The 18,460-nt window shown below is 59.9% G+C and carries 17 protein-coding genes; 10 read left to right on the plus strand and 7 right to left on the minus strand.

Annotation, left to right across the window (positions count from 1 at the left end):
- Positions 1-30: 30 nt before the first annotated feature.
- Entirely contained in the window at positions 31-696 is a 666-nt protein-coding gene (gene elbB / locus TX24_RS09085) for an isoprenoid biosynthesis glyoxalase ElbB (RefSeq protein WP_003195362.1), read from the minus strand.
- A 115-nt stretch (positions 697-811) separates the two neighbouring features.
- Here elbB and TX24_RS09090 point away from each other — a divergent pair, with 115 nt between their 5' ends.
- Positions 812-2,047, plus strand: coding sequence for a sterol desaturase family protein (locus tag TX24_RS09090; RefSeq protein WP_057710206.1), 1,236 nt, complete (start codon positions 812-814; stop codon positions 2,045-2,047).
- Here the strand turns inward: TX24_RS09090 and TX24_RS09095 are convergent.
- Positions 2,028-2,663, minus strand: a complete 636-nt coding sequence (locus tag TX24_RS09095) for a DedA family protein (protein WP_034134036.1) — start codon at positions 2,661-2,663, stop codon at positions 2,028-2,030. The genes TX24_RS09090 and TX24_RS09095 overlap by 20 nt on opposite strands.
- Positions 2,664-2,871: 208 nt before the next feature.
- On the opposite strand from TX24_RS09095, the gene hemB reads away from it, so the two are divergent.
- Positions 2,872-3,885, plus strand: coding sequence for a porphobilinogen synthase (gene hemB / locus TX24_RS09100; protein WP_003195355.1), 1,014 nt, complete (start codon positions 2,872-2,874; stop codon positions 3,883-3,885).
- An 18-nt stretch (positions 3,886-3,903) separates the two neighbouring features.
- Positions 3,904-6,126 (plus strand): polyphosphate kinase 1, encoded by a 2,223-nt coding sequence (gene ppk1, locus TX24_RS09105; protein ID WP_003195353.1) that lies wholly within the window; start codon positions 3,904-3,906, stop codon positions 6,124-6,126.
- A gap of 137 nt (positions 6,127-6,263) precedes the next feature.
- On the opposite strand, the gene ppx is transcribed toward ppk1, so the two are convergent.
- Positions 6,264-7,766, minus strand: a complete 1,503-nt coding sequence (ppx, locus tag TX24_RS09110) for an exopolyphosphatase (protein WP_003195352.1) — start codon at positions 7,764-7,766, stop codon at positions 6,264-6,266.
- A gap of 478 nt (positions 7,767-8,244) precedes the next feature.
- Here ppx and TX24_RS09115 point away from each other — a divergent pair, with 478 nt between their 5' ends.
- From TX24_RS09115 to TX24_RS09130, 4 genes are all read left to right on the plus strand, one after another.
- Positions 8,245-8,892, plus strand: coding sequence for a DUF1120 domain-containing protein (locus TX24_RS09115; protein WP_014720430.1), 648 nt, complete (start codon positions 8,245-8,247; stop codon positions 8,890-8,892).
- A 120-nt stretch (positions 8,893-9,012) separates the two neighbouring features.
- Positions 9,013-9,699 carry a fimbria/pilus chaperone family protein gene (locus TX24_RS09120; RefSeq protein WP_087149718.1) on the plus strand — a complete coding sequence of 229 codons (687 nt, stop codon included), beginning with the start codon at positions 9,013-9,015 and terminating at the stop codon, positions 9,697-9,699.
- A 7-nt stretch (positions 9,700-9,706) separates the two neighbouring features.
- Positions 9,707-12,208: a fimbria/pilus outer membrane usher protein gene (locus TX24_RS09125; protein ID WP_169878745.1), complete on the plus strand. Its 2,502-nt coding sequence runs from the start codon at positions 9,707-9,709 to the stop codon at positions 12,206-12,208.
- A complete protein-coding gene (locus TX24_RS09130) occupies positions 12,174-12,749 on the plus strand; it encodes a DUF1120 domain-containing protein (protein WP_232964698.1) in 576 nt (191 codons plus the stop codon). Before TX24_RS09125 ends, TX24_RS09130 begins: the two co-directional genes overlap by 35 nt.
- Here TX24_RS09130 and TX24_RS09135 read toward each other — a convergent pair.
- Genes TX24_RS09135 through TX24_RS09150 form a run of 4 tightly spaced genes read right to left on the minus strand, consistent with a single transcriptional unit; the run spans position 12,721 to position 15,560 of the window.
- On the minus strand, positions 12,721-13,458 hold the full coding sequence (locus tag TX24_RS09135) for an amino acid ABC transporter ATP-binding protein (RefSeq protein ID WP_034134034.1): 738 nt from the start codon (positions 13,456-13,458) through the stop codon (positions 12,721-12,723). The genes TX24_RS09130 and TX24_RS09135 overlap by 29 nt on opposite strands.
- Positions 13,445-14,095 carry an amino acid ABC transporter permease gene (locus tag TX24_RS09140; RefSeq protein ID WP_003195341.1) on the minus strand — a complete coding sequence of 217 codons (651 nt, stop codon included), beginning with the start codon at positions 14,093-14,095 and terminating at the stop codon, positions 13,445-13,447. The genes TX24_RS09135 and TX24_RS09140 overlap by 14 nt, the downstream gene beginning before the upstream one ends.
- Complete coding sequence (locus tag TX24_RS09145) at positions 14,092-14,760, minus strand: amino acid ABC transporter permease (protein ID WP_003195339.1); 669 nt, start codon at positions 14,758-14,760, stop codon at positions 14,092-14,094. The genes TX24_RS09140 and TX24_RS09145 overlap by 4 nt, the downstream gene beginning before the upstream one ends.
- A gap of 14 nt (positions 14,761-14,774) precedes the next feature.
- Positions 14,775-15,560: a transporter substrate-binding domain-containing protein gene (locus TX24_RS09150; RefSeq protein WP_003195337.1), complete on the minus strand. Its 786-nt coding sequence runs from the start codon at positions 15,558-15,560 to the stop codon at positions 14,775-14,777.
- A 255-nt stretch (positions 15,561-15,815) separates the two neighbouring features.
- On the opposite strand from TX24_RS09150, the gene TX24_RS09155 reads away from it, so the two are divergent.
- From TX24_RS09155 to rho, 3 genes are all read left to right on the plus strand, one after another.
- Entirely contained in the window at positions 15,816-16,511 is a 696-nt protein-coding gene (locus TX24_RS09155; RefSeq protein ID WP_034134033.1) for a FadR/GntR family transcriptional regulator, read from the plus strand.
- A 120-nt stretch (positions 16,512-16,631) separates the two neighbouring features.
- On the plus strand, positions 16,632-16,961 hold the full coding sequence (trxA, locus tag TX24_RS09160; RefSeq protein WP_003195333.1) for a thioredoxin TrxA: 330 nt from the start codon (positions 16,632-16,634) through the stop codon (positions 16,959-16,961).
- A 234-nt stretch (positions 16,962-17,195) separates the two neighbouring features.
- A complete protein-coding gene (gene rho, locus TX24_RS09165; RefSeq protein WP_003176825.1) occupies positions 17,196-18,455 on the plus strand; it encodes a transcription termination factor Rho in 1,260 nt (419 codons plus the stop codon).
- Positions 18,456-18,460: the final 5 nt, after the last annotated feature.

Consider the following 18,460-nt stretch of genomic DNA (forward strand, 5'->3'; position numbering starts at 1 on the left):
GAGCAAGCTCGCTCCTACAGAAAGAGGGCGTCAGTCGTTCTCGTGGGTCAACTCCAACACCCGATCCACAAGCTTGTTGATGCCTGACGCCACCTCGCTGATGTTCTTGCCCAGCATATAGGCCGGCGTACTCACCAGCTTGCGCGCCGGGTCCTCGACAATGTCCTCTACCGTGCATTCGATGTGGGTGGCGCCCATCTTGTCCAGGGCAGCCGCTGTGTCGGCATCGTTACCGATGGTGCAGGTCACGCCAGGGCCGTAGATCTTGGCGGCCAGGGCCGGCGAGATGCAGATCAACCCCACCGGCTTGCCCGCTTCGGCAAAGGCTTCAGCCAGCGCCAGCACCTGCGGGTTGATGCTGCAGCCGGCGCCTTCCACGGCAAAGTTCGACAGGTTCTTGGCCGCGCCAAAACCGCCCGGCACGATCAGCGCGTCAAAGTCTGCGGCATTGGCTTGGCCAATATCCTTCACGGCGCCGCGGGCGATGCGCGCAGATTCCACCAGCACATTGCGCGACTCGGGCATTTCTTCGCCCGTGAGGTGGTTGATCACGTGCAACTGCGCAACGTCGGGTGCAAAGCATTCCACTTGAGCGCCGCGCTGGTCCAGGCGCAGCAGGGTGATCACGCTTTCATGGATCTCTGCGCCGTCGTACACGCCACAGCCGGAAAGGATCACTGCAATCTTTTTGCTCATGGGCATTTCTCCTGATTCATGGCGTTAAATGTCTACTAATTTGTAACCTGTTGCCAATGGGATCTCACGTCGCTGCACCTAATCTTGATGTAACAAAAATAGACCGGACTCGCCCATGGACTTTGTGCCTTACGCAGTACCGTTTTTTATTGCCCTGATTGTGGTGGAGTTGTTGGCCGACCGTTGGCGTGGCGTGCGCAACTACCGAGTGGCGGATGCCATCAACAGCCTCAGCACCGGCGTGCTGTCCACCACTACCGGCTTGCTCACCAAGGGCGTGGGCCTGCTGACCTATGCGTTCGCCCTCAAGCACCTGGCGCTGTTCGAGTTGCCAGCCGAAAACGTCTGGACCTGGGTATTCGCCTTTGTGTTCTATGACTTTTGCTACTACTGGCTGCACCGAATGGGCCATGAGCGCAACATCCTGTGGGCCGCGCATTCGGTGCATCACCAGAGCGAGGACTACAACCTCAGCACCGCCTTGCGCCAGACCAGCACCGGCTTCCTGCTGAGTTGGATCTTCTACCTGCCGCTGGCGGTGGCCGGCGTGCCGCTGGTGGTGTTTATCAGTGTGGCCTCGCTCAACCTGCTGTATCAATTCTGGGTCCATACACGTCATGTTCCCAAGCTCGGCTGGGTCGAATGGCTGTTGGTCACGCCGTCCAATCATCGGGCCCACCATGCACAGAACGCTCTCTACATGGATCGCAACTACGGCGGGGTGTTCATTATTTGGGACCGGCTGTTCGGCACCTTCCAGGAGGAAGACGATAACGAGCCGGTGATTTTCGGCGTGACCACACCCCTGGCCAGCTGGAACCCGCTGTGGGCCAACCTGCAGTTTTATGCGCAGCTATGGAGTGACGCCCGGCGTACTGAACGTTGGTGGGACAAGCTGCGCATCTGGTTCATGCGCACCGGCTGGCGCCCGGCGGACGTCAATGCCCAGTACCCGCTGGCCAAGCCGGACCTGAGCCAGTTCCGCAAATTCGAGGTGCCGCTGGACGTGAGCCAACAGGTCTACATCGCCTTGCAGTTTGCGGCTTACGTGGGGTTTGGCAGCTATTTGATGAATTTCGGTGAGGGCTTGCCCACGTCGGCGCTGGCCCTCGGTTGGGGCACGATGGCGTTGGGGCTGTTTACCTTGGGCGTGGCGCTGGAGAATCGCTCATGGGCACTGAAGGCCGAGCTGGCACGCCTGGCGCTGAATGTGCCGTTGGTATGGCTGGCGCCGCTGGTGGGGTTGTGGCCCGCCAGCAACCTGGGCTGGTTGGGCCTGGCGAGCTACAGCCTGCTCAGCATCATCGGCCTCTACTGTTGCAGAAGCCGGCTTATTCGGTTGGCGTCTTAGGCGTTTGCACCGGGGCTGGCTCGTTGGCCAGCCGAGCCTTGGCCTCGGCACACGCTTGGCGGGCGATGCGGGCATTCTTGAAGCGGCGTCGCAACCACAGGCCAAAGCCCAGCACCAGCAAGGCGCCCAGTACCCACAGCTCGTATTTCTTGACGCTGCCAAGCATGCCTTCCAGCACCGCGCCGAAGTGGTAGGCCGCCGCCCCCAATGCCGCCGCCCAGATCGCCGCGCCAATACCGTTGAGAACCAGATAGCGCAGCGGTGGGTAGCCGGACAAGCCAATCGCCACGGGCATCACCGTGCGCAAGCCGTAGACGAAGCGGAAACTCAATACCCAGATATCCGGATGCTTGCGGATATGTTCCAGTGCCTTGTCGCCCATCAATTGCCAGCGCGGCTTGCGCGCCAGCAACTTGCGGCCGTGCTTGCGCCCCATGTAGTACCAGAGCTGGTCGCCGGCGTAGCTGCCAAAAAAGGCAACGACCACCACCAGGTTGATATCCATGTAGCCACGGAACGCCAGGAAGCCTGCGAGTACAAGGATGGTCTCGCCTTCGAAGAACGTGCCGAGAAAGAGGGCAAAGTAGCCGAAGTCATGCAGAAATTGTTGAAGCATGGTCTAGGGTGCTGGCGAAATGAACGCGCAGCCTACGCCTTCACGAAGATTCATGAAAGTATCGAGATGTGTCACGAAGTGAACAATTCCTACGCAAATGACGAATGGGACTACAGGTCGCGTCGATAAGCACAACTGTCATTCATTCGTCATAATGGCCGCTTATAACTGCAACGCTCGCCCGTAAACACGGGCTCAGGAGTCTGTCGTGAGCTTTACCCCTGCCAATCGCCTGTTCCCCGCCACCCGTCTGCGTCGCAATCGTCGTGATGATTTTTCTCGTCGCCTGGTACGTGAAAATGTACTGACCACGAATGATCTGATCCTGCCGGTTTTCGTGCTTGACGGTGAAAATCGTCGGGAAGCGGTGGCGTCGATGCCGGGTGTGGAGCGTCTGACCATTGATTTGTTGCTTGAAGAAGCGGCGAATTGGGTCGAGTTGGGCATTCCGGCGTTGGCGCTGTTTCCAGTGACCCCGGCCGAACTCAAGTCTCTGGACGCCGCCGAAGCCTGGAACCCCGATGGGATCGCCCAGCGTGCCACCCGTGCCCTGCGCGAGCGCTTCCCGGAACTGGGGGTGATCACCGACGTGGCCCTGGACCCATTCACCACCCACGGCCAGGATGGCATTCTTGACGAAGACGGTTATGTTCAGAACGACATCACCGTCGATGCACTGGTCAAGCAGGCGTTGTCCCACGCTGCGGCAGGCGCCCAGGTGGTTGCGCCGTCGGACATGATGGACGGACGCATCCAGGCGATCCGCGAAGCCCTTGAGCTGGCTGGCCACGTCAATGTACGAATCATGGCCTACTCGGCCAAATACGCCAGCGCCTACTACGGCCCATTCCGCGATGCGGTAGGCTCGGCGCTGAACCTGGGCAAGGCCAACAAGGCCTCGTACCAGATGGACCCGGCCAACAGCCTAGAGGCCCTGCACGAAGTGGCTGCCGACTTGGCCGAAGGCGCCGATATGGTGATGGTCAAGCCGGGGATGCCCTACCTGGACATTCTTTACCGGGTCAAAGAGGAATTCAAAGTGCCGACCTTTGTCTATCAGGTCAGCGGTGAATACGCCATGCACATGGCGGCAATCCAGAATGGTTGGTTGAGTGAAGGGGTGATCCTCGAATCCCTGACTGCCTTTAAACGTGCCGGCGCTGATGGCATTCTGACCTACTTCGCCGCCCGCGCCGCCCAATTGCTTAGAGAGCAACAATAGCCCTCACAGGAACACTCGATGAATACCGAAGGACTCTCAGAAGTTGCCGTAAAAGACGCTCACCCGGTGGTTGAACAAGTCGCCGAGACCCCGCCGGAGCTGGAGCCTGCACCGCCTGCGGTGGTAGCCGAAGCACCTGCGCCGGCGCCAGCGCCCGTGGTCACCAACCTGGATGACAGCAGCCTGTACATCCACCGCGAGCTGTCACAACTGCAATTCAACATCCGCGTGCTCGAGCAGGCGCTGGATGAGTCCTACCCCTTGCTGGAGCGGCTGAAATTCCTGCTGATCTTCTCCAGCAACCTGGATGAGTTCTTCGAGATCCGTGTTGCCGGCCTCAAGAAGCAGATCACCTTCGCCCGTGAACAAGCCGGTGCCGACGGCCTGCAACCGCATCAGGCCCTGGCGCGCATCAGTGAGCTGGTGCATGGCCATGTGGACCGCCAGTACGCGATCCTCAACGACATCCTGCTGCCTGAACTGGAAAAGCATCAGGTCCGCTTCATTCGTCGTCGTCACTGGACCGCCAAGATCAAGACCTGGGTGCGCCGTTACTTCCGGGACGAAATTTCGCCGATCATCACGCCTATCGGCCTCGATCCGACGCACCCGTTCCCCTTGCTGGTGAACAAGAGCCTCAACTTTATCGTCGAGCTTGAAGGTATCGACGCCTTCGGCCGCGATTCGGGCCTGGCGATCATCCCGGCGCCACGCTTGTTGCCTCGGATCATCAAGGTACCGGAGGAGGTGGGTGGCGCGGGCGACAACTATGTATTCCTGTCGTCGATGATCCACGCGCACGCTGATGACCTGTTCCAGGGCATGAAGGTCAAGGGCTGCTACCAGTTCCGCCTGACCCGTAACGCCGACCTGGCGCTGGACTCCGAAGACGTCGAAGACTTGGCCCGTGCCCTGCGCGGCGAGCTGTTCTCGCGGCGCTACGGCGACGCGGTGCGCCTGGAAGTGGCGGACACTTGCCCCAAACATCTGTCGGACTACCTGCTCAAGCAGTTCAACCTGGCCGAATCCGAGCTGTACCAGGTCAACGGCCCCGTGAACCTGACGCGCCTGTTCAGCATCACCGGCTTGGACAGCCACCCGGAGCTGCAATACAAGCCGTTCACCCCGCAGATCCCGAAACTTTTGCAAAACAGCGAGAACATTTTCAGCGTGGTGAGCAAGCAGGACATCCTGCTGCTGCACCCCTTCGAGTCGTTCACCCCGGTGGTCGACCTGTTGCGCCAGGCCGCCAAAGACCCGCATGTGCTGGCCGTGCGCCAGACCCTGTACCGCAGCGGCGCCAACTCGGAAATCGTCGATGCGCTGGTGGATGCGGCGCGTAACGGCAAGGAAGTCACTGCGGTGATCGAGCTGCGTGCGCGTTTTGACGAAGAGTCCAACCTGCAACTGGCCAGCCGTCTGCAAGCGGCCGGTGCGGTGGTGATCTACGGCGTGGTCGGCTTCAAGACCCACGCCAAGATGATGCTGATCCTGCGCCGTGAAGCCGGTGAGATCGTGCGCTACGCCCACTTGGGTACCGGTAACTATCACGCCGGCAACGCCAAGCTCTACACCGACTACAGCTTGCTGACGTCCGACGATGCGCTGTGCGAAGACGTCGGCAAGTTGTTCAGCCAGTTGATCGGCATGGGCAAGACCCTGCGCATGAAGAAACTGCTGCACGCGCCATTCACGCTCAAGAAGGGCATGCTCGACATGATTGCCCGCGAGACCCAGTTTGCCCTCGACGGCAAACCGGCGCACATCATCGCCAAGTTCAACTCGCTGACCGACCCGAAGATCATCCGCGCGTTGTACAAGGCCAGCCAGTCCGGTGTGCGTATCGACCTGGTGGTGCGTGGCATGTGCTGCCTGCGCCCCGGCATTGTGGGCGTGTCGCATAACATCCACGTGCGCTCGATCATTGGCCGCTTCCTGGAGCACACCCGCGTGTTCTACTTCCTTAACGGTGGCGAAGAGCAGATGTTCCTCTCCAGTGCCGACTGGATGGAGCGCAACCTCGACAAGCGTGTGGAGACCTGCTTCCCGGTGGAAGGCAAGAAGTTGATCATGCGGGTCAAGAAGGAGCTGGAAAGCTACCTGACCGACAACACCCATAGCTGGAGCCTGCAGTCGGATGGGCGCTACGTGCGTAACACTCCGACCGGCAACCAGAACCCGCGCAGCGCGCAGGCGACGTTGTTGGAGAAGTTGGGTAGCCCGATTCTGACGGTGAACTAAAACCCAACGCAGTTCAAAAAGTGGGAGCGGGCTTGCCCGCGATAGCGGTAGGTCAGCCAAAGATGCATTGGCTGACACTCCGTCATCGCGGGCAAGCCCGCTCCCACATTTGTTTTGCAGAATGCTTTTAGAGTTGCTTAGCGCAGGTTCAGGCTGAACCCCACCCGCGTCAGCCATTCGGCTTCCTGGGCGAAGTCGGCCTGGGTCAGCTGGTTTTCATCCAGCCAGCCTTTGGGGAACATCACTTCCAGGCTGTCGCCATCGGCGTGCAGTTTGACCTGGGGCATTTCCTGGGTGCCACGGATGTGGTGGAACAGGATTGCAAAGCGCAGCAGCGCACACAGGCGGATCAGCTTGATGCCGTCTTTACCGAACTCGGCAAACTTGTCCTTGGGAATATTGCGACGATGACCGCGCACCAACAGCGCGAGCATTTGCTGGTCTTCCCGTGAGAAACCGGCCAGGTCCGAGTGTTCGATCAGGTAGGCGCCGTGCTTGTGGTAATGGTAGTGGGCGATGTCCAGGCCCACTTCGTGCACCTTGGCTGCCCAGCCCAATAGCTCGCGCCAGACGCCGTCTTCCAGGTCCCAGTCCTCGGCCACCTGGTCAAAGGCGTGCAAGGCTTTGCGCTCCACACGGGCGGCTTGCTCCAGGTCGACGTGGTAACGCTCCATCAGCGAGCTGAGGGTGCGCTCGCGCACGTCTTCATGGTGATGACGGCCCAGCAGGTCGTAGAGCACACCTTCGCGCAGGGCGCCGTCACAGTGGTCCATGCGTTGCAGTTCGAGGGCGTCGAAGATGGCTTCGAGAATCGCCAGGCCCGCAGGGAAAATGGCGCGGCGGTCGGGCTTGATGCCGTCGAAGTCGATTTTCTCTGCATCCCCCAGCTTGAACAGCTTGCGCTTGAGCCACGCCAGGCCTTCGGCGTTCACCTCGCCGGTGCCATGGCCGCCGGCTTTCAAGGCCAGGCCAATGGCGCGGATGGTGCCGGACGAGCCGATGGCTTCATCCCAGGTCAGGCGGTGCAGGGCATGTTCGATGCTCATGATTTCCAGGCGCGCTGCGGTGTAGGCCTGGGCATAACGCGCCGGGGTGATCTTGCCATCCTTGAAATAACGCTGGGTGAAACTCACGCACCCCATCTGCAGGCTTTCACGCAGCAGTGGTTCGAAACGCTGGCCGATGATGAACTCGGTACTACCGCCGCCGATGTCGGCCACCAGGCGTTTGCCGGGCGTATCGGCCAGGGTATGGGACACGCCGAGGTAGATCAGGCGCGCCTCTTCACGGCCCGAGATGACCTCCACCGGATGCCCGAGGATTTCCTCGGCGCGATGGATGAATTCGTTGCGGTTGCGGGCCTCGCGCAAGGCGTTGGTGCCAACGATACGCACCGCGCCAGGGGGCATGCCGTTGATCAGTTGCGCAAAACGCTTGAGGCAATCGAGGCCGCGCTGCATGGATTCTTCATTGAGCTTGCGCTCGTCGTCGATCCCGGCGGCCAGTTGCACTTTCTCGCCGAGCCGCTCAAGGATGCGGATCTCGCCGTTCTGGGCCTTGGCCACGACCATATGAAAGCTGTTGGAGCCCAGGTCGATGGCGGCGATCAAGGACAGATTCTTGGCTTGGGATTGCGGCATGGTTTGGGGATCTCGGTCGATAACCTTGCCATCGTGCCACGATCGACCGCTGACGCCAACGCGTTGTGCTTCGGTAATTGGGCCAATGCTGTCTGTAGGTAAATCTCTGGGAAGTGTAGGGCAGCTTCGCAAGCTTTAAGCGAATAGGTGCTCCGATACTGTAAGACGTTTTAACTGTATATCGTCGTAAGTGGCGTATGACATTGCTTACAGTGATCAGGATCATAGATCATGCCATTTCAGCGACAGGACTACTTTGCTGATAGATTAAAGCCGTTGCCTAATTTAATAGAGCCCACAGTAAATACCGCGATGTCTGATTTTTTTGCCAAGCACCAAGGCGCCAGACTGTCATTCGGCAATTCTGCCTGGGTGTTATTTATTTATAGTTTTGTGTTACGGAAGATAAAGCGTTGAGCGACGGAGTCGCTAAAACCAAAATAAAGAACGCCTGTTAATTCCTAATGACAGGACGAGCATGAAAAAAATTATTGGATTAACCGTCGGTATGGTGTGCCTGGCTGCAACCCTCAATGCCCAGGCAACCACCAGTGCGCAGTTGGTCGTCAGGGGCACCATTACACCTGCTGCCTGCAACCTCAGCCTGGCGGGCAGTGGCATCATCGACTACGGCACGATTCGCTCGGGCGAATTGTCCCAAACAGCGTTTAACCCGCGCGAAGAGAGGACCACTTCGCTGGTGATCAATTGCGGCACCACGCCTGCCAGGTTCGGGCTCACGTTTACCGACCTGCAAGCGGGCAGCAAGGTGACGGGCATCCTCGGCGCGGGCTTCACCGAAGCACAGAACTATGGTTTGGGTATGGTAGGCGCCCGGCGTACCGGTGGCTATTCGGTGACTCTCAAGGACCTAAGGTCCTCCGGCACAACGCTGTTTCCGATCATGCGCAGCGGCCTGGGGGCCTGGTACAACAGCGATGGCAAAGTGGCCCAGTCGCCGAGCCAGTACTCTTGGCGTAATGGCACGACGATTACCCCTGCCGCTATCAGCCAATTGACCGGTACGCTCGCGGTGAAAGCGGTAATCAACAAGGCTCGGGATCTGGATTTAAGCCGCGACATTTCCATTGATGGGCGCGCCACGCTTGTATTGAGTTACATCTAAATAACTGAAAGCAGCCGATCAAGAAACTAACCCTTTCTTATTGGCTGTTTTTCTATGGCTGCGCGATTGCCAATCGTCAATGGCATGAGTTGAGGGGAATACTGAGTGCGTGGTTTTTTAATAAGTTGTGTATGGCTGTGGCATCTTTTTTTTAGTGCTGTTGCCACCGCCGACGGTATGTTGCCGGAAACAACAGTGGTGGTGCTTTATGAGGAAGACGGCGAAGCCACCTTGAGTATCAAGAACACCGATGCGGGGCCGGCACTGTTGCATTCCGTTGTTGAGAATGTGCCTGAAGACCTGGAGCCGCTACTGATTGTCACACCGCCTGTCACCCGTGTGGAGGCGGGGGATACGCAGCTTGTGCGCTTTATCAGCACCTTGAAACAGCCGCTCAAGACCCAGCGGCTCAAGCGCGTGTCGTTCGAGGGCATCCCCCAAGCGCGTGCTGCCGGTGGTGCGACCATCGGCATCACCCTGCGGCAGAATTTGCCGCTGATCCTGCACCCCCAAGGCCTGCCACGGCACCACACGCCCTGGGAGTTGTTGACGTGGAAGCGCGTCGGGGACCGGCTCAGCGTCCACAACGACAGCGCCTATGTAGTGCGCCTGGCGCCAGATGTGCAACTGCTGCCACAAGGCACGCTGGCGACATTGCCGCGCACTTACATTTTGCCAGGTGAGGCATTGGTGGCGAAGGGCGAAGGTCCGTTGGGCAATGTGGCTCAAGTAGAGATCCAGCCCGCCACGGTCTACGGGTTTTCGGTAGACAACTACCGAGCGCCGGTCATCACCGATGAGGGTTGATCGGTTCATGATGATTCGCTCCAGGCGTGGCATTCCGGGTAATTCCTGGCCCGGTCGATCCACGTTGTTCATCAGTTTTGCGGCGCTCTGGAGTTTACCTGGTATCGCGACCGCGCTGGAACTCGGGGAAGGGTTTGACCTGGCGGCCCTGACAACCCACGGCATAGACCCCAAGGTTGCCGATTACTTTCGCAGTGCGGCGCGCTTTCGCGAAGGTGTCCAGGTGGTGGGGTTACGGGTCAATGGCAACCCGCTTGGGCTGGTGGATGCTCAGTTTGGTCCACAGGGGGAATTATGTTTCACCCCTGGTTTACTGGAGAAAGCCGGGCTGGTTAAACCTGGCGCAATCCTGCAGCCAGGTGCCCGGCCAGGCCAGGCCTGTCATGATTTTCTCGGCGCATTTCCCGCCACGATGGTGCGCCTGCGTCCCGGTACCGACGAAGTGGTGCTGGTGGTGCCGACCCAGGCTTTGCGCGAACCCGAGTGGCAAAGCGGGGATTTTTCCCAGGGCGGCGCGGCAGCGTTGTTCAACTATGACGTGCTGGGTTACGACAGCCATTCGCGCAGCGGGCCCAGCCGGTTCGTGTCGGCTTATACCGAAGCGGGTTTCAACCTCGACGATTGGATTGTCCGCAGCCGCCAGTTCTATGTGTCGGACAACGGCCAGACCCGTACCGAACACTTGCACGCTTATGCCCAGCGGGATATCGCCGGGTTGCGTTCGACGTTCCAGGCAGGCCAGCTCTCCAGTAATAACCCGCTGTTTGGCGGGATCCAACTGTCTGGCGTGCAGTTTTCCCCCGATGGGCAGTTCAGGACACCCGCAGGCGGCAATATCGCAGTGGTCGAGGGGTTGGCCCAAAGCCAATCGCGGGTCGAGATACGCCAGTCCGGTGTGTTGGTCCACAGTACTTTGGTGCCTGAAGGACCGTTCCGGCTGACGGGCTTGCCCCTGCTCAACGCCACCAGCGACCTTGAGGTCAGCGTGATTGATGTGCGGGGCGCCAAGCGCAGTTTCGTGGTACCGGCGGCATCATTCGCGGGGGCTGCCCCGGCGGCGCCTGGTTACTATTTATCGGTGGGCGAACTGCGCAGAACGGCGGGTGAGGAAGGGCCATCCCCGGTGATCGCCATGGGCAGTGGCACCTGGGGGCTGGGGAGTCATTCGTCTGCGGGTTTTGGCTTGTTGAGCACCGATGACTATTGGGCGGCAGGAGGGACCCTGAGTAGCGTGTTTTTCCAACGGGTTTCTGTCAACGCACGCCACAACCTGTCCCGGGACAGCCACAAGGCCGTGTCCGGCTCACGCAGCAGCCTGTCGCTGAGCAGCCCCGTCGGGGCCAATATCGACGTCAACCTCAGCGCCACCACCCAGACGCGTGGTTATCGCGAAGTCACGCAGGTGGGCCAGCCGCTCAGAGCCGATGATCTCAATTCGTACTTCAAAAACCAGTACACCGCAGGCGTGAGCTGGGCCGAACCCACGCTGGGCGTATTTTCTTTGAATTACACCCACAGCGCGCAATTTGGCGGGCAAACCAGCGAGCATGTGTTTGCCTCATGGAACAAGTCGTTTGGCCGGGCCGATGTGGCGCTGATCGCTGACTCTCAAGTGGGCGGCTCGCGGGCTCGCCAAGACGCCAACTATGCCGGTAGCCGGCGTGATCGTGCGGTAGATAACGACGTGTCCCTGCGGTTGCAGGTCAGTGTGCCGCTAGGCGGCGATCGCCGTGTGAGCAGCTACACCAGCCGCCGTGGGGAGCAATTTACTGCCGGTACTGCACTGAGCGAACGGGTCAACGAGTATGTGAACTACGAAGTAGCGGTGGAGCGTGACATGCGGGCCCGGGAGCAATCGTTGCGTGGGCAAGTGGACGTGTTGCCACGCTATGCACGAGTGGGCCTGGGCGTCAGCCACGACCCGTTGGGTAGCAGCTACACAGGCCAGTTGCAGGGGGGCGTGGTGGCTCACGAAGGCGGGCTGACCTTTTCGCCGTACAGCGTGCAGGACACGTTCGGCATCGTCTCGGTCGGCGATATCGGCTCGGCGAAAGTCGAGACGCCACAAGGCCCGGTATGGACCGACTTCAGCGGCCAGGCGGTGATCGCCGGCTTGCCGGCCTACACCAACAGCCGCGTCCAGGTACAGACCCCTTCGTTGCCCAAGCAGGTAGACCTGAAAAACGGCACCCAGGTCATTGCGGCGGGCCGAGGCTCATTCAATCACGTGGATTTTGACGTGGTGAAAGTGCGCCGGATGCTGGTGACCGCCAACGATCAGCACGGCCGGCCATTGCCTCAGGGCGCCTCGGTGTTCGGCAAGGGCAACCGCTTCCTCACCAGCGTGGTGGGCGAGGGCATGATTTTTCTCAACGACGTTTCCGAGCTGCAAAACCTGAGGGTTTCATTGCCGGACTCTTCCACTTGCCTGTTGCACATTGACCCAGAGGCCAAGCCTGACAATGACAAATTCTATGAAGCTGCATCGGCGGTATGCCAGGGTGGTTAAGCGTACCAGCCTGCCCTTGGCGCTCTCATGCGTGCTGCTGGCAACGCTCGATGCGCAAGCTGAAAATTGTCGGCTTTCGCTGAGCCCGCCGCGCATCGACTATGGCGCAATACGCCGGGATGCAGTGGTCGAAAACGCCGCTGTGGTGCTGGCCACTCGCACGTTCAACCTGTCTGTGCTCTGTGTTGAACCGGCGGTAATGGCCCTGCGTTTTGTCGCAGCGCCTGCCGATGGGCAAGGGTTTCGGTTTGGTCGTGAGGGGCGTTTTCGCTTGCGTCTCAAGCATGCCCAGGTCGACGGGCGAGCTGTCGGCTGGGTGTCTGCTCAAGCGCCTGACGAGTCGGCCAGAGGCCAGTTATTACCCGGCCAGGCCTTGGTCGCGCGCGCCGCAGGTTTGCCGGTGGCAGGGCGGCGACTCACCGCCCAGGTCGATCTCGACACCGAACTGCCCTTCGAGGCGTTGATGGTACGTGGGGAGGCCAACCTTGAAGGGCTGGGCAGTTTCGAACTGATCAGCCAGGCTGTTCCACCGAGCCAATGAAGTTGGCGAGCTCAACTGTTTGCGGGTTGGCGAACAACACCTTCGGGTCACCGGTTTCATGCACCTTGCCCTGGTGCATGAACACCAGCTTGTCGCCGACCTCACGGGCAAAACGCATTTCGTGAGTCACCATGATCAGGGTCATGCCGTCCTGGGCCAGTTGGCGCACCACGCTCAGCACTTCATTGACCAGTTCGGGGTCCAGGGCCGAGGTGATCTCATCGCACAGCAACACCTTGGGCGACATGGCCAGGGCGCGGGCAATGGCGACGCGCTGTTGCTGGCCGCCGGACAAACGATCGGGAAAGGCGTCGAATTTTTCGCCCAGCCCGACCCGGTCCAGCATCTGCCTGGCCAATTCAGCGGCCTTGGCCTTGGGCACTTTCTGCACCACTTGCGGCGCCAGCATCACGTTCTCGCCCACGGTCAGGTGCGGGAACAGGTTGAATTGCTGGAACACCATGCCGACCTTCTGCCGCAGGCTGCGCAGGTCGGCGCGGGCGGCGTCGAGGTATTCGCCATCGACTTCGATGACGCCGTCGTTGATCGACTCCAGGCCATTGAGGGTGCGCAGCAAGGTGGACTTGCCCGAGCCGCTGCGGCCGATGATCGCCACCACCTGGCCTTCGTCCACCGTCAGGTCGATGCCCTTGAGTACGTGGTGATCGCCGTAATACTTATGCAGGGCAGAAATTCTAAGCAGAGGCATGCAGTCTCCTTTCCAGGTAGCGCGCACTGAGGGACAAGGGGTAACAGAGCAAAAAGTAACCGAGGGCCACCAGGCCGTAGACCATGAAGGGCTCAAAGGTGGCGTTGGCGAGCATGCCGCCTGTCTTGGTCAGTTCGGTGAAGCCGATGATCGAGGTTACGGCGGTGCCTTTGACCACCTGCACCGAGAAGCCCACCGTCGGCGCGACAGCAATACGCAACGCCTGAGGCAAGATCACATAGCGCAGTTGTTCAAACGGGTTGAGGGCCAGGCTGGCCGAGGCTTCCCATTGGCCGTGGGCAATGGAGTCGACGCAGCCGCGCCATATTTCTGCCAGGTAGGCGCTGGTAAACAGGGTCAAGGCAATCGCCGCTGCCAGCCAGGGCGATATGTCCACGCCAAGCAGGGCAACGCCGAAAAATACCAGGAACAGCTGCATCAGCAACGGCGTGCCCTGGAACAGTTCGATATAGGTGCGGGCCATATTGCGTGGGAACGCTTTGCGGCTGATACGCAGGGTCATCACCAGTAAGCCGATCAGGCCGCCGCCCACAAACGCCACCAATGACAGCAGCAGCGTCCATTGCAGGCCGGTCAGCAGGTTGCGCACGATGTCCCAGAACGAAAAATCACTCATCGGCTGTTCCTCATGACAAACCGTCGGCCGATCCAGTTGAGCAATTGGCGAATCATCAGCGCCATGCACAGGTACACCAGGGTGGTCAGGGCATAGGTTTCAAAGGCGCGGAAATTACGCGACTGGATAAAGTTGGCGGCAAAGCTCAACTCTTCAGTCGCGATCTGCGAACACACCGCCGAACCGAGCATCACGATGATGATCTGGCTGCTCAGGGCCGGCCACACCTTGCCCAGGGCCGGCAGCAGCACCACATGGCGGAACGCCTCGAAGCGCGTCATTGCCAGCGCCGCGGCCGCCTCCAGTTGCCCGCGTGGGATGGCCTGGATGCCCGCACGGATGATCTCGGTGGAGTACGCCCCCAGGTTGATCACCATCGCCAGCACGGCGGCTTGCCACTCGGTGATTTTCAACCCCAGGGACGGCAGGCCGAAGAAAATAAAGAACAGTTGCACGAGGAACGGCGTGTTGCGGATCAACTCGACATACACCCCAAAAATCCACGCAAACGGCTGGATCTTCCACGCCCGTACCACGGCACCGACGGTGCCCAGGGCCACTCCGAGGACGGCGCCAATAGCCGTCAGCTCAAGGGTGAACAGCGCTCCGCGCAGCAGCAGGTCGGTATTGGCCAGCACCGGCACAAAGTCGAATTGATAGGCCATCTTTGAGCTCCGCGTCAGAGATCGGCAGGCAGCGGTTCTTTGAGCCACTGCATCGCGTTTTTCCCAAGGCTGCCGTCAGCCTTGGCTGCCACCAGGATCTGGTTGACCTTTTCCAACAGCGCCGGCTCGTTCTTGTTCACGCCCACGTACACCGGCGAGTCCTTGAGTTTCACCTTCAGTGCCGGTACGCGTTTGGGGTTGCGTTCGCTGATGGCCACCATGACCACGTTGCCGCTGGCGATCAGGTCCACTTGGCCGGCCAGGTAGGCGGCGATGGTGGAATTGTTGTCTTCAAAGCGCTTGATCGTGGCTTCCTTGGGCGCTACCGCGGTCAGCTCGATGTCCTCGATGGCGCCACGGGTTACGCTGATGGTCTTGCCCTTGAGGTCGTCGAGGCTGACGATGGCGGCGTCAGGCGGCCCAAACACGGCAAGGTAGAACGGCGCGTAGGCGTTGGAGAAGTCGATGACCTTTGCGCGCTCGGGGTTCTTGCCCAGGCTGGAAATCACCAGGTCGACTTTGCCAGTGGTGAGGAACGGGATGCGGTTGGTGCTGTTCACCGGGGTCAGTTCCAGCTTGACCTTGAGTTGGTCGGCCAGCAGCTTGGCGGTGTCGATGTCCAGGCCCCGGGGTTGCATGTCCGGACCCACCGAACCAAACGGTGGGAAGTCCTGGGGCACGGCAACCTTCAGGGTGCCCCGGGCGACGATGTCATCCAGACCATTCGCCTGGGCGGGTGCCTGGCTCAGCATCAGGCTGGCAAACAGGGCAGTGAGCAGGGCGCTGTAGCGCTTGGTCATGGCAACTCTCCGAAAATGGCGAAGGAATTTTCTGAGTTTGCCCAGTGCACAGCCCATGCCAGCACTGCTCGGATCGTCTGCAAGGCTGATGGTTGTTGAGGTGTACAGGTCTTACTGGTCTGAACAGTGGCCAGGGATTTCGCACCCTTTTCGAGCGTCGGCAAAAAGCGGCGAGCCCCTTTGGGGCGTGGCTTGCAGCCGGCCCTGAATAGTTTTACAACGGTCACACACGCTATCGGGAACCCTGAGCTTTTTATGAATTCCATTGCCCAAGCCGTACCGGAAGCGGCCTTGCAGGCCATCCGCAAACTGATCAAGGAGCAGGGCTTCGGGCCGGGCGACGCGTTGCCGTCCCAGCGCGACCTGGCCCTGCAATTGGGGGTGAGCCGGGCGTCGTTGCGTGAGGCGCTGTCGTCCCTCAGCGCTTTGGGCGTGGTCAGCGTGCAGCCGGGCAAGGGCGTGTTTGTGCAGGACGTGCAAGAGGCGCCGGGGTTCGCCTGGCCCTTTGCGGCGCAGGCCACGCCGCCGGATATCTTCCAGTTGCGCTACGCCTTGGAGGGGTTTGCGGCGGGCTTGGCAGCGGTGACACTAACCCTCGATGCATTGGACAGCCTGCAAGACAATGTTCAAGCCATGCGCAAAGTGCTCAAGGCGGGCGATTTCGAAGCGGCTGCCCGCCTGGACTTCGAGTTTCACCAGCGCATTCTGCTGGCCAGCGGTAACCAGGCCATGGTGAGCATCCTCAGCGCCAGTGCCGAGGTGTTTCTGGAAAGTCAGAAGCTACCGTTCATCCGGCCGGAACGGGCCATGGAAACCTGGCAGGAACATCGCAGAATCCTGCGCGCCCTGGCCCGCCGCAGCAGTACGGCGGCGCAGAAAACCATGCAGGAACATATACGTAATGCAGCGTTGCGCACGGGCATTGCGTTCGTGACGCCCGCTACGCCGTGACGGGGTCATACCCACACTCATTCAAGTTCATAGCAAGACTCAATCAGACGCGGCTTCCTGAACAGGGGAAGGGCGGCTATGATGGGCAACGTTTTTTTTGCTTACAATCCGGAGACATCCATGAGCAGCGATCTTATCAAGCACGTCACCGACGCGACCTTTGAAGCCGAAGTCCTCAAGGCTGACGGCCCGGTGCTGGTTGACTACTGGGCTGAATGGTGCGGCCCTTGCAAAATGATCGCTCCGGTCCTGGACGACATTGCAACCACCTATGCAGGCAAGCTGACCATTGCCAAGCTGAACATCGACGAGAACCAGGAGACCCCGGCCAAGCATGGTGTGCGTGGTATCCCGACCCTGATGCTGTTCAAGAACGGCAACGTCGAAGCGACTAAAGTGGGCGCGCTGTCGAAGTCCCAGCTGCAAGCTTTCCTCGACGCGAGCATCTAAGCGTCGTCAAAAAAGCCCCGCAAATTGCGGGGCTTTTTCGTGAAACAGGGCTAGACGCTCCGAAATCCAGGTGGTACATTCGGCCCCGCAGTGGTTTCTCCACTGCCCCCTGCAAGCCGTCGCCGACGCATTCCTTTTCGATTAGTACGCGATCCTGTCGCCTTCTCTGCGGCGCGGCCTCATTAAGCCAAAAGCTTAATTTCCCCCCTCCATAAATGATTACGTCATTCCTATATGAATCTGACTGAACTCAAGCAAAAGCCGATTACCGACCTGCTCCAACTGGCCGAAGAAATGGGCATAGAAAATATGGCCCGTTCGCGCAAGCAGGACGTGATTTTCTCCCTGCTCAAGAAGCACGCGAAAAGCGGCGAGGAAATCTCCGGTGATGGCGTGCTGGAGATTCTCCAGGACGGCTTCGGCTTCCTCCGCTCTGCAGACGCGTCCTATCTCGCCGGCCCAGACGATATCTACGTCTCGCCGAGCCAGATCCGTCGCTTCAACTTGCGCACCGGTGACACCATCGTTGGCAAGATCCGTCCCCCGAAGGAAGGCGAGCGTTACTTCGCCCTGCTCAAGGTCGACACGATCAACTTCGATCGCCCCGAGAACGCGAAAAACAAGATTCTCTTCGAGAACCTGACTCCGCTGTTCCCGACTGTGCGCATGAAGATGGAAGCCGGTAACGGCTCCACCGAAGACTTGACCGGCCGTGTGATCGACCTCTGCGCTCCAATCGGCAAAGGCCAGCGTGGCCTGATCGTCGCACCGCCGAAAGCCGGTAAGACCATCATGCTGCAGAACATCGCCGCGAACATTGCACGTAACAACCCTGAAGTTCATCTGATCGTGCTGTTGATCGATGAGCGTCCGGAAGAAGTGACCGAAATGCAGCGCACCGTGCGCGGCGAAGTGGTTGCCTCGACGTTCGATGAGCCGCCAACCCGCCACGTGCAGGTTGCCGAAATGGTGATCGAAAAGGCCAAGCGCCTGGTCGAGCACAAGAAAGACGTGGTGATCCTGCTCGACTCCATCACCCGTCTGGCCCGTGCCTACAACACCGTGATCCCGAGCTCCGGCAAGGTGCTGACCGGTGGTGTCGATGCCCACGCCCTGGAGAAACCGAAGCGTTTCTTCGGCGCTGCGCGCAACATCGAAGAAGGCGGCTCGCTGACCATTATCGCCACCGCGCTGGTTGAAACCGGCTCGAAGATGGACGAAGTGATCTACGAAGAGTTCAAGGGTACCGGCAACATGGAACTGCCTTTGGACCGTCGCATCGCTGAAAAGCGTGTGTTCCCTGCGATCAACATCAACCGCTCCGGCACTCGCCGCGAAGAGTTGCTGACCGCAGACGACGAACTGCAGCGTATGTGGATCCTGCGCAAGCTGCTGCACCCGATGGACGAAGTTGCGGCCATCGAGTTTCTGATCGACAAGCTGAAAACCACCAAGACCAACGACGAGTTCTTCCTGTCGATGAAACGCAAGTAATACAG

Source organism: Pseudomonas lactis, assembly GCF_001439845.1.
In the GTDB taxonomy this organism is placed as follows: domain Bacteria; phylum Pseudomonadota; class Gammaproteobacteria; order Pseudomonadales; family Pseudomonadaceae; genus Aquipseudomonas; species Aquipseudomonas lactis.

Excerpts from the sequence above, each read along its gene's own strand:
- elbB (WP_003195362.1), bottom strand. The coding sequence starts at position 696 with ATGAGCAAAAAGATTGCAGTGATCCTTTCCGGCTGTGGCGTGTACGAC.
- TX24_RS09135 (WP_034134034.1), bottom strand. The coding sequence starts at position 13,458 with ATGCCTCTGCTTAGAATTTCTGCCCTGCATAAGTATTACGGCGATCAC.
- ppk1 (WP_003195353.1), top strand. The coding sequence starts at position 3,904 with ATGAATACCGAAGGACTCTCAGAAGTTGCCGTAAAAGACGCTCACCCG.
- trxA (WP_003195333.1), top strand. The coding sequence starts at position 16,632 with ATGAGCAGCGATCTTATCAAGCACGTCACCGACGCGACCTTTGAAGCC.
- TX24_RS09095 (WP_034134036.1), bottom strand. The coding sequence starts at position 2,663 with ATGCTTCAACAATTTCTGCATGACTTCGGCTACTTTGCCCTCTTTCTC.
- rho (WP_003176825.1), top strand. The coding sequence starts at position 17,196 with ATGAATCTGACTGAACTCAAGCAAAAGCCGATTACCGACCTGCTCCAA.
- TX24_RS09130 (WP_232964698.1), top strand. The coding sequence starts at position 12,174 with ATGAAGCTGCATCGGCGGTATGCCAGGGTGGTTAAGCGTACCAGCCTG.
- TX24_RS09090 (WP_057710206.1), top strand. The coding sequence starts at position 812 with ATGGACTTTGTGCCTTACGCAGTACCGTTTTTTATTGCCCTGATTGTG.
- TX24_RS09145 (WP_003195339.1), bottom strand. The coding sequence starts at position 14,760 with ATGGCCTATCAATTCGACTTTGTGCCGGTGCTGGCCAATACCGACCTG.
- TX24_RS09140 (WP_003195341.1), bottom strand. The coding sequence starts at position 14,095 with ATGAGTGATTTTTCGTTCTGGGACATCGTGCGCAACCTGCTGACCGGC.
- ppx (WP_003195352.1), bottom strand. The coding sequence starts at position 7,766 with ATGCCGCAATCCCAAGCCAAGAATCTGTCCTTGATCGCCGCCATCGAC.
- TX24_RS09150 (WP_003195337.1), bottom strand. The coding sequence starts at position 15,560 with ATGACCAAGCGCTACAGCGCCCTGCTCACTGCCCTGTTTGCCAGCCTG.
- TX24_RS09125 (WP_169878745.1), top strand. The coding sequence starts at position 9,707 with ATGATGATTCGCTCCAGGCGTGGCATTCCGGGTAATTCCTGGCCCGGT.
- TX24_RS09115 (WP_014720430.1), top strand. The coding sequence starts at position 8,245 with ATGAAAAAAATTATTGGATTAACCGTCGGTATGGTGTGCCTGGCTGCA.
- TX24_RS09155 (WP_034134033.1), top strand. The coding sequence starts at position 15,816 with ATGAATTCCATTGCCCAAGCCGTACCGGAAGCGGCCTTGCAGGCCATC.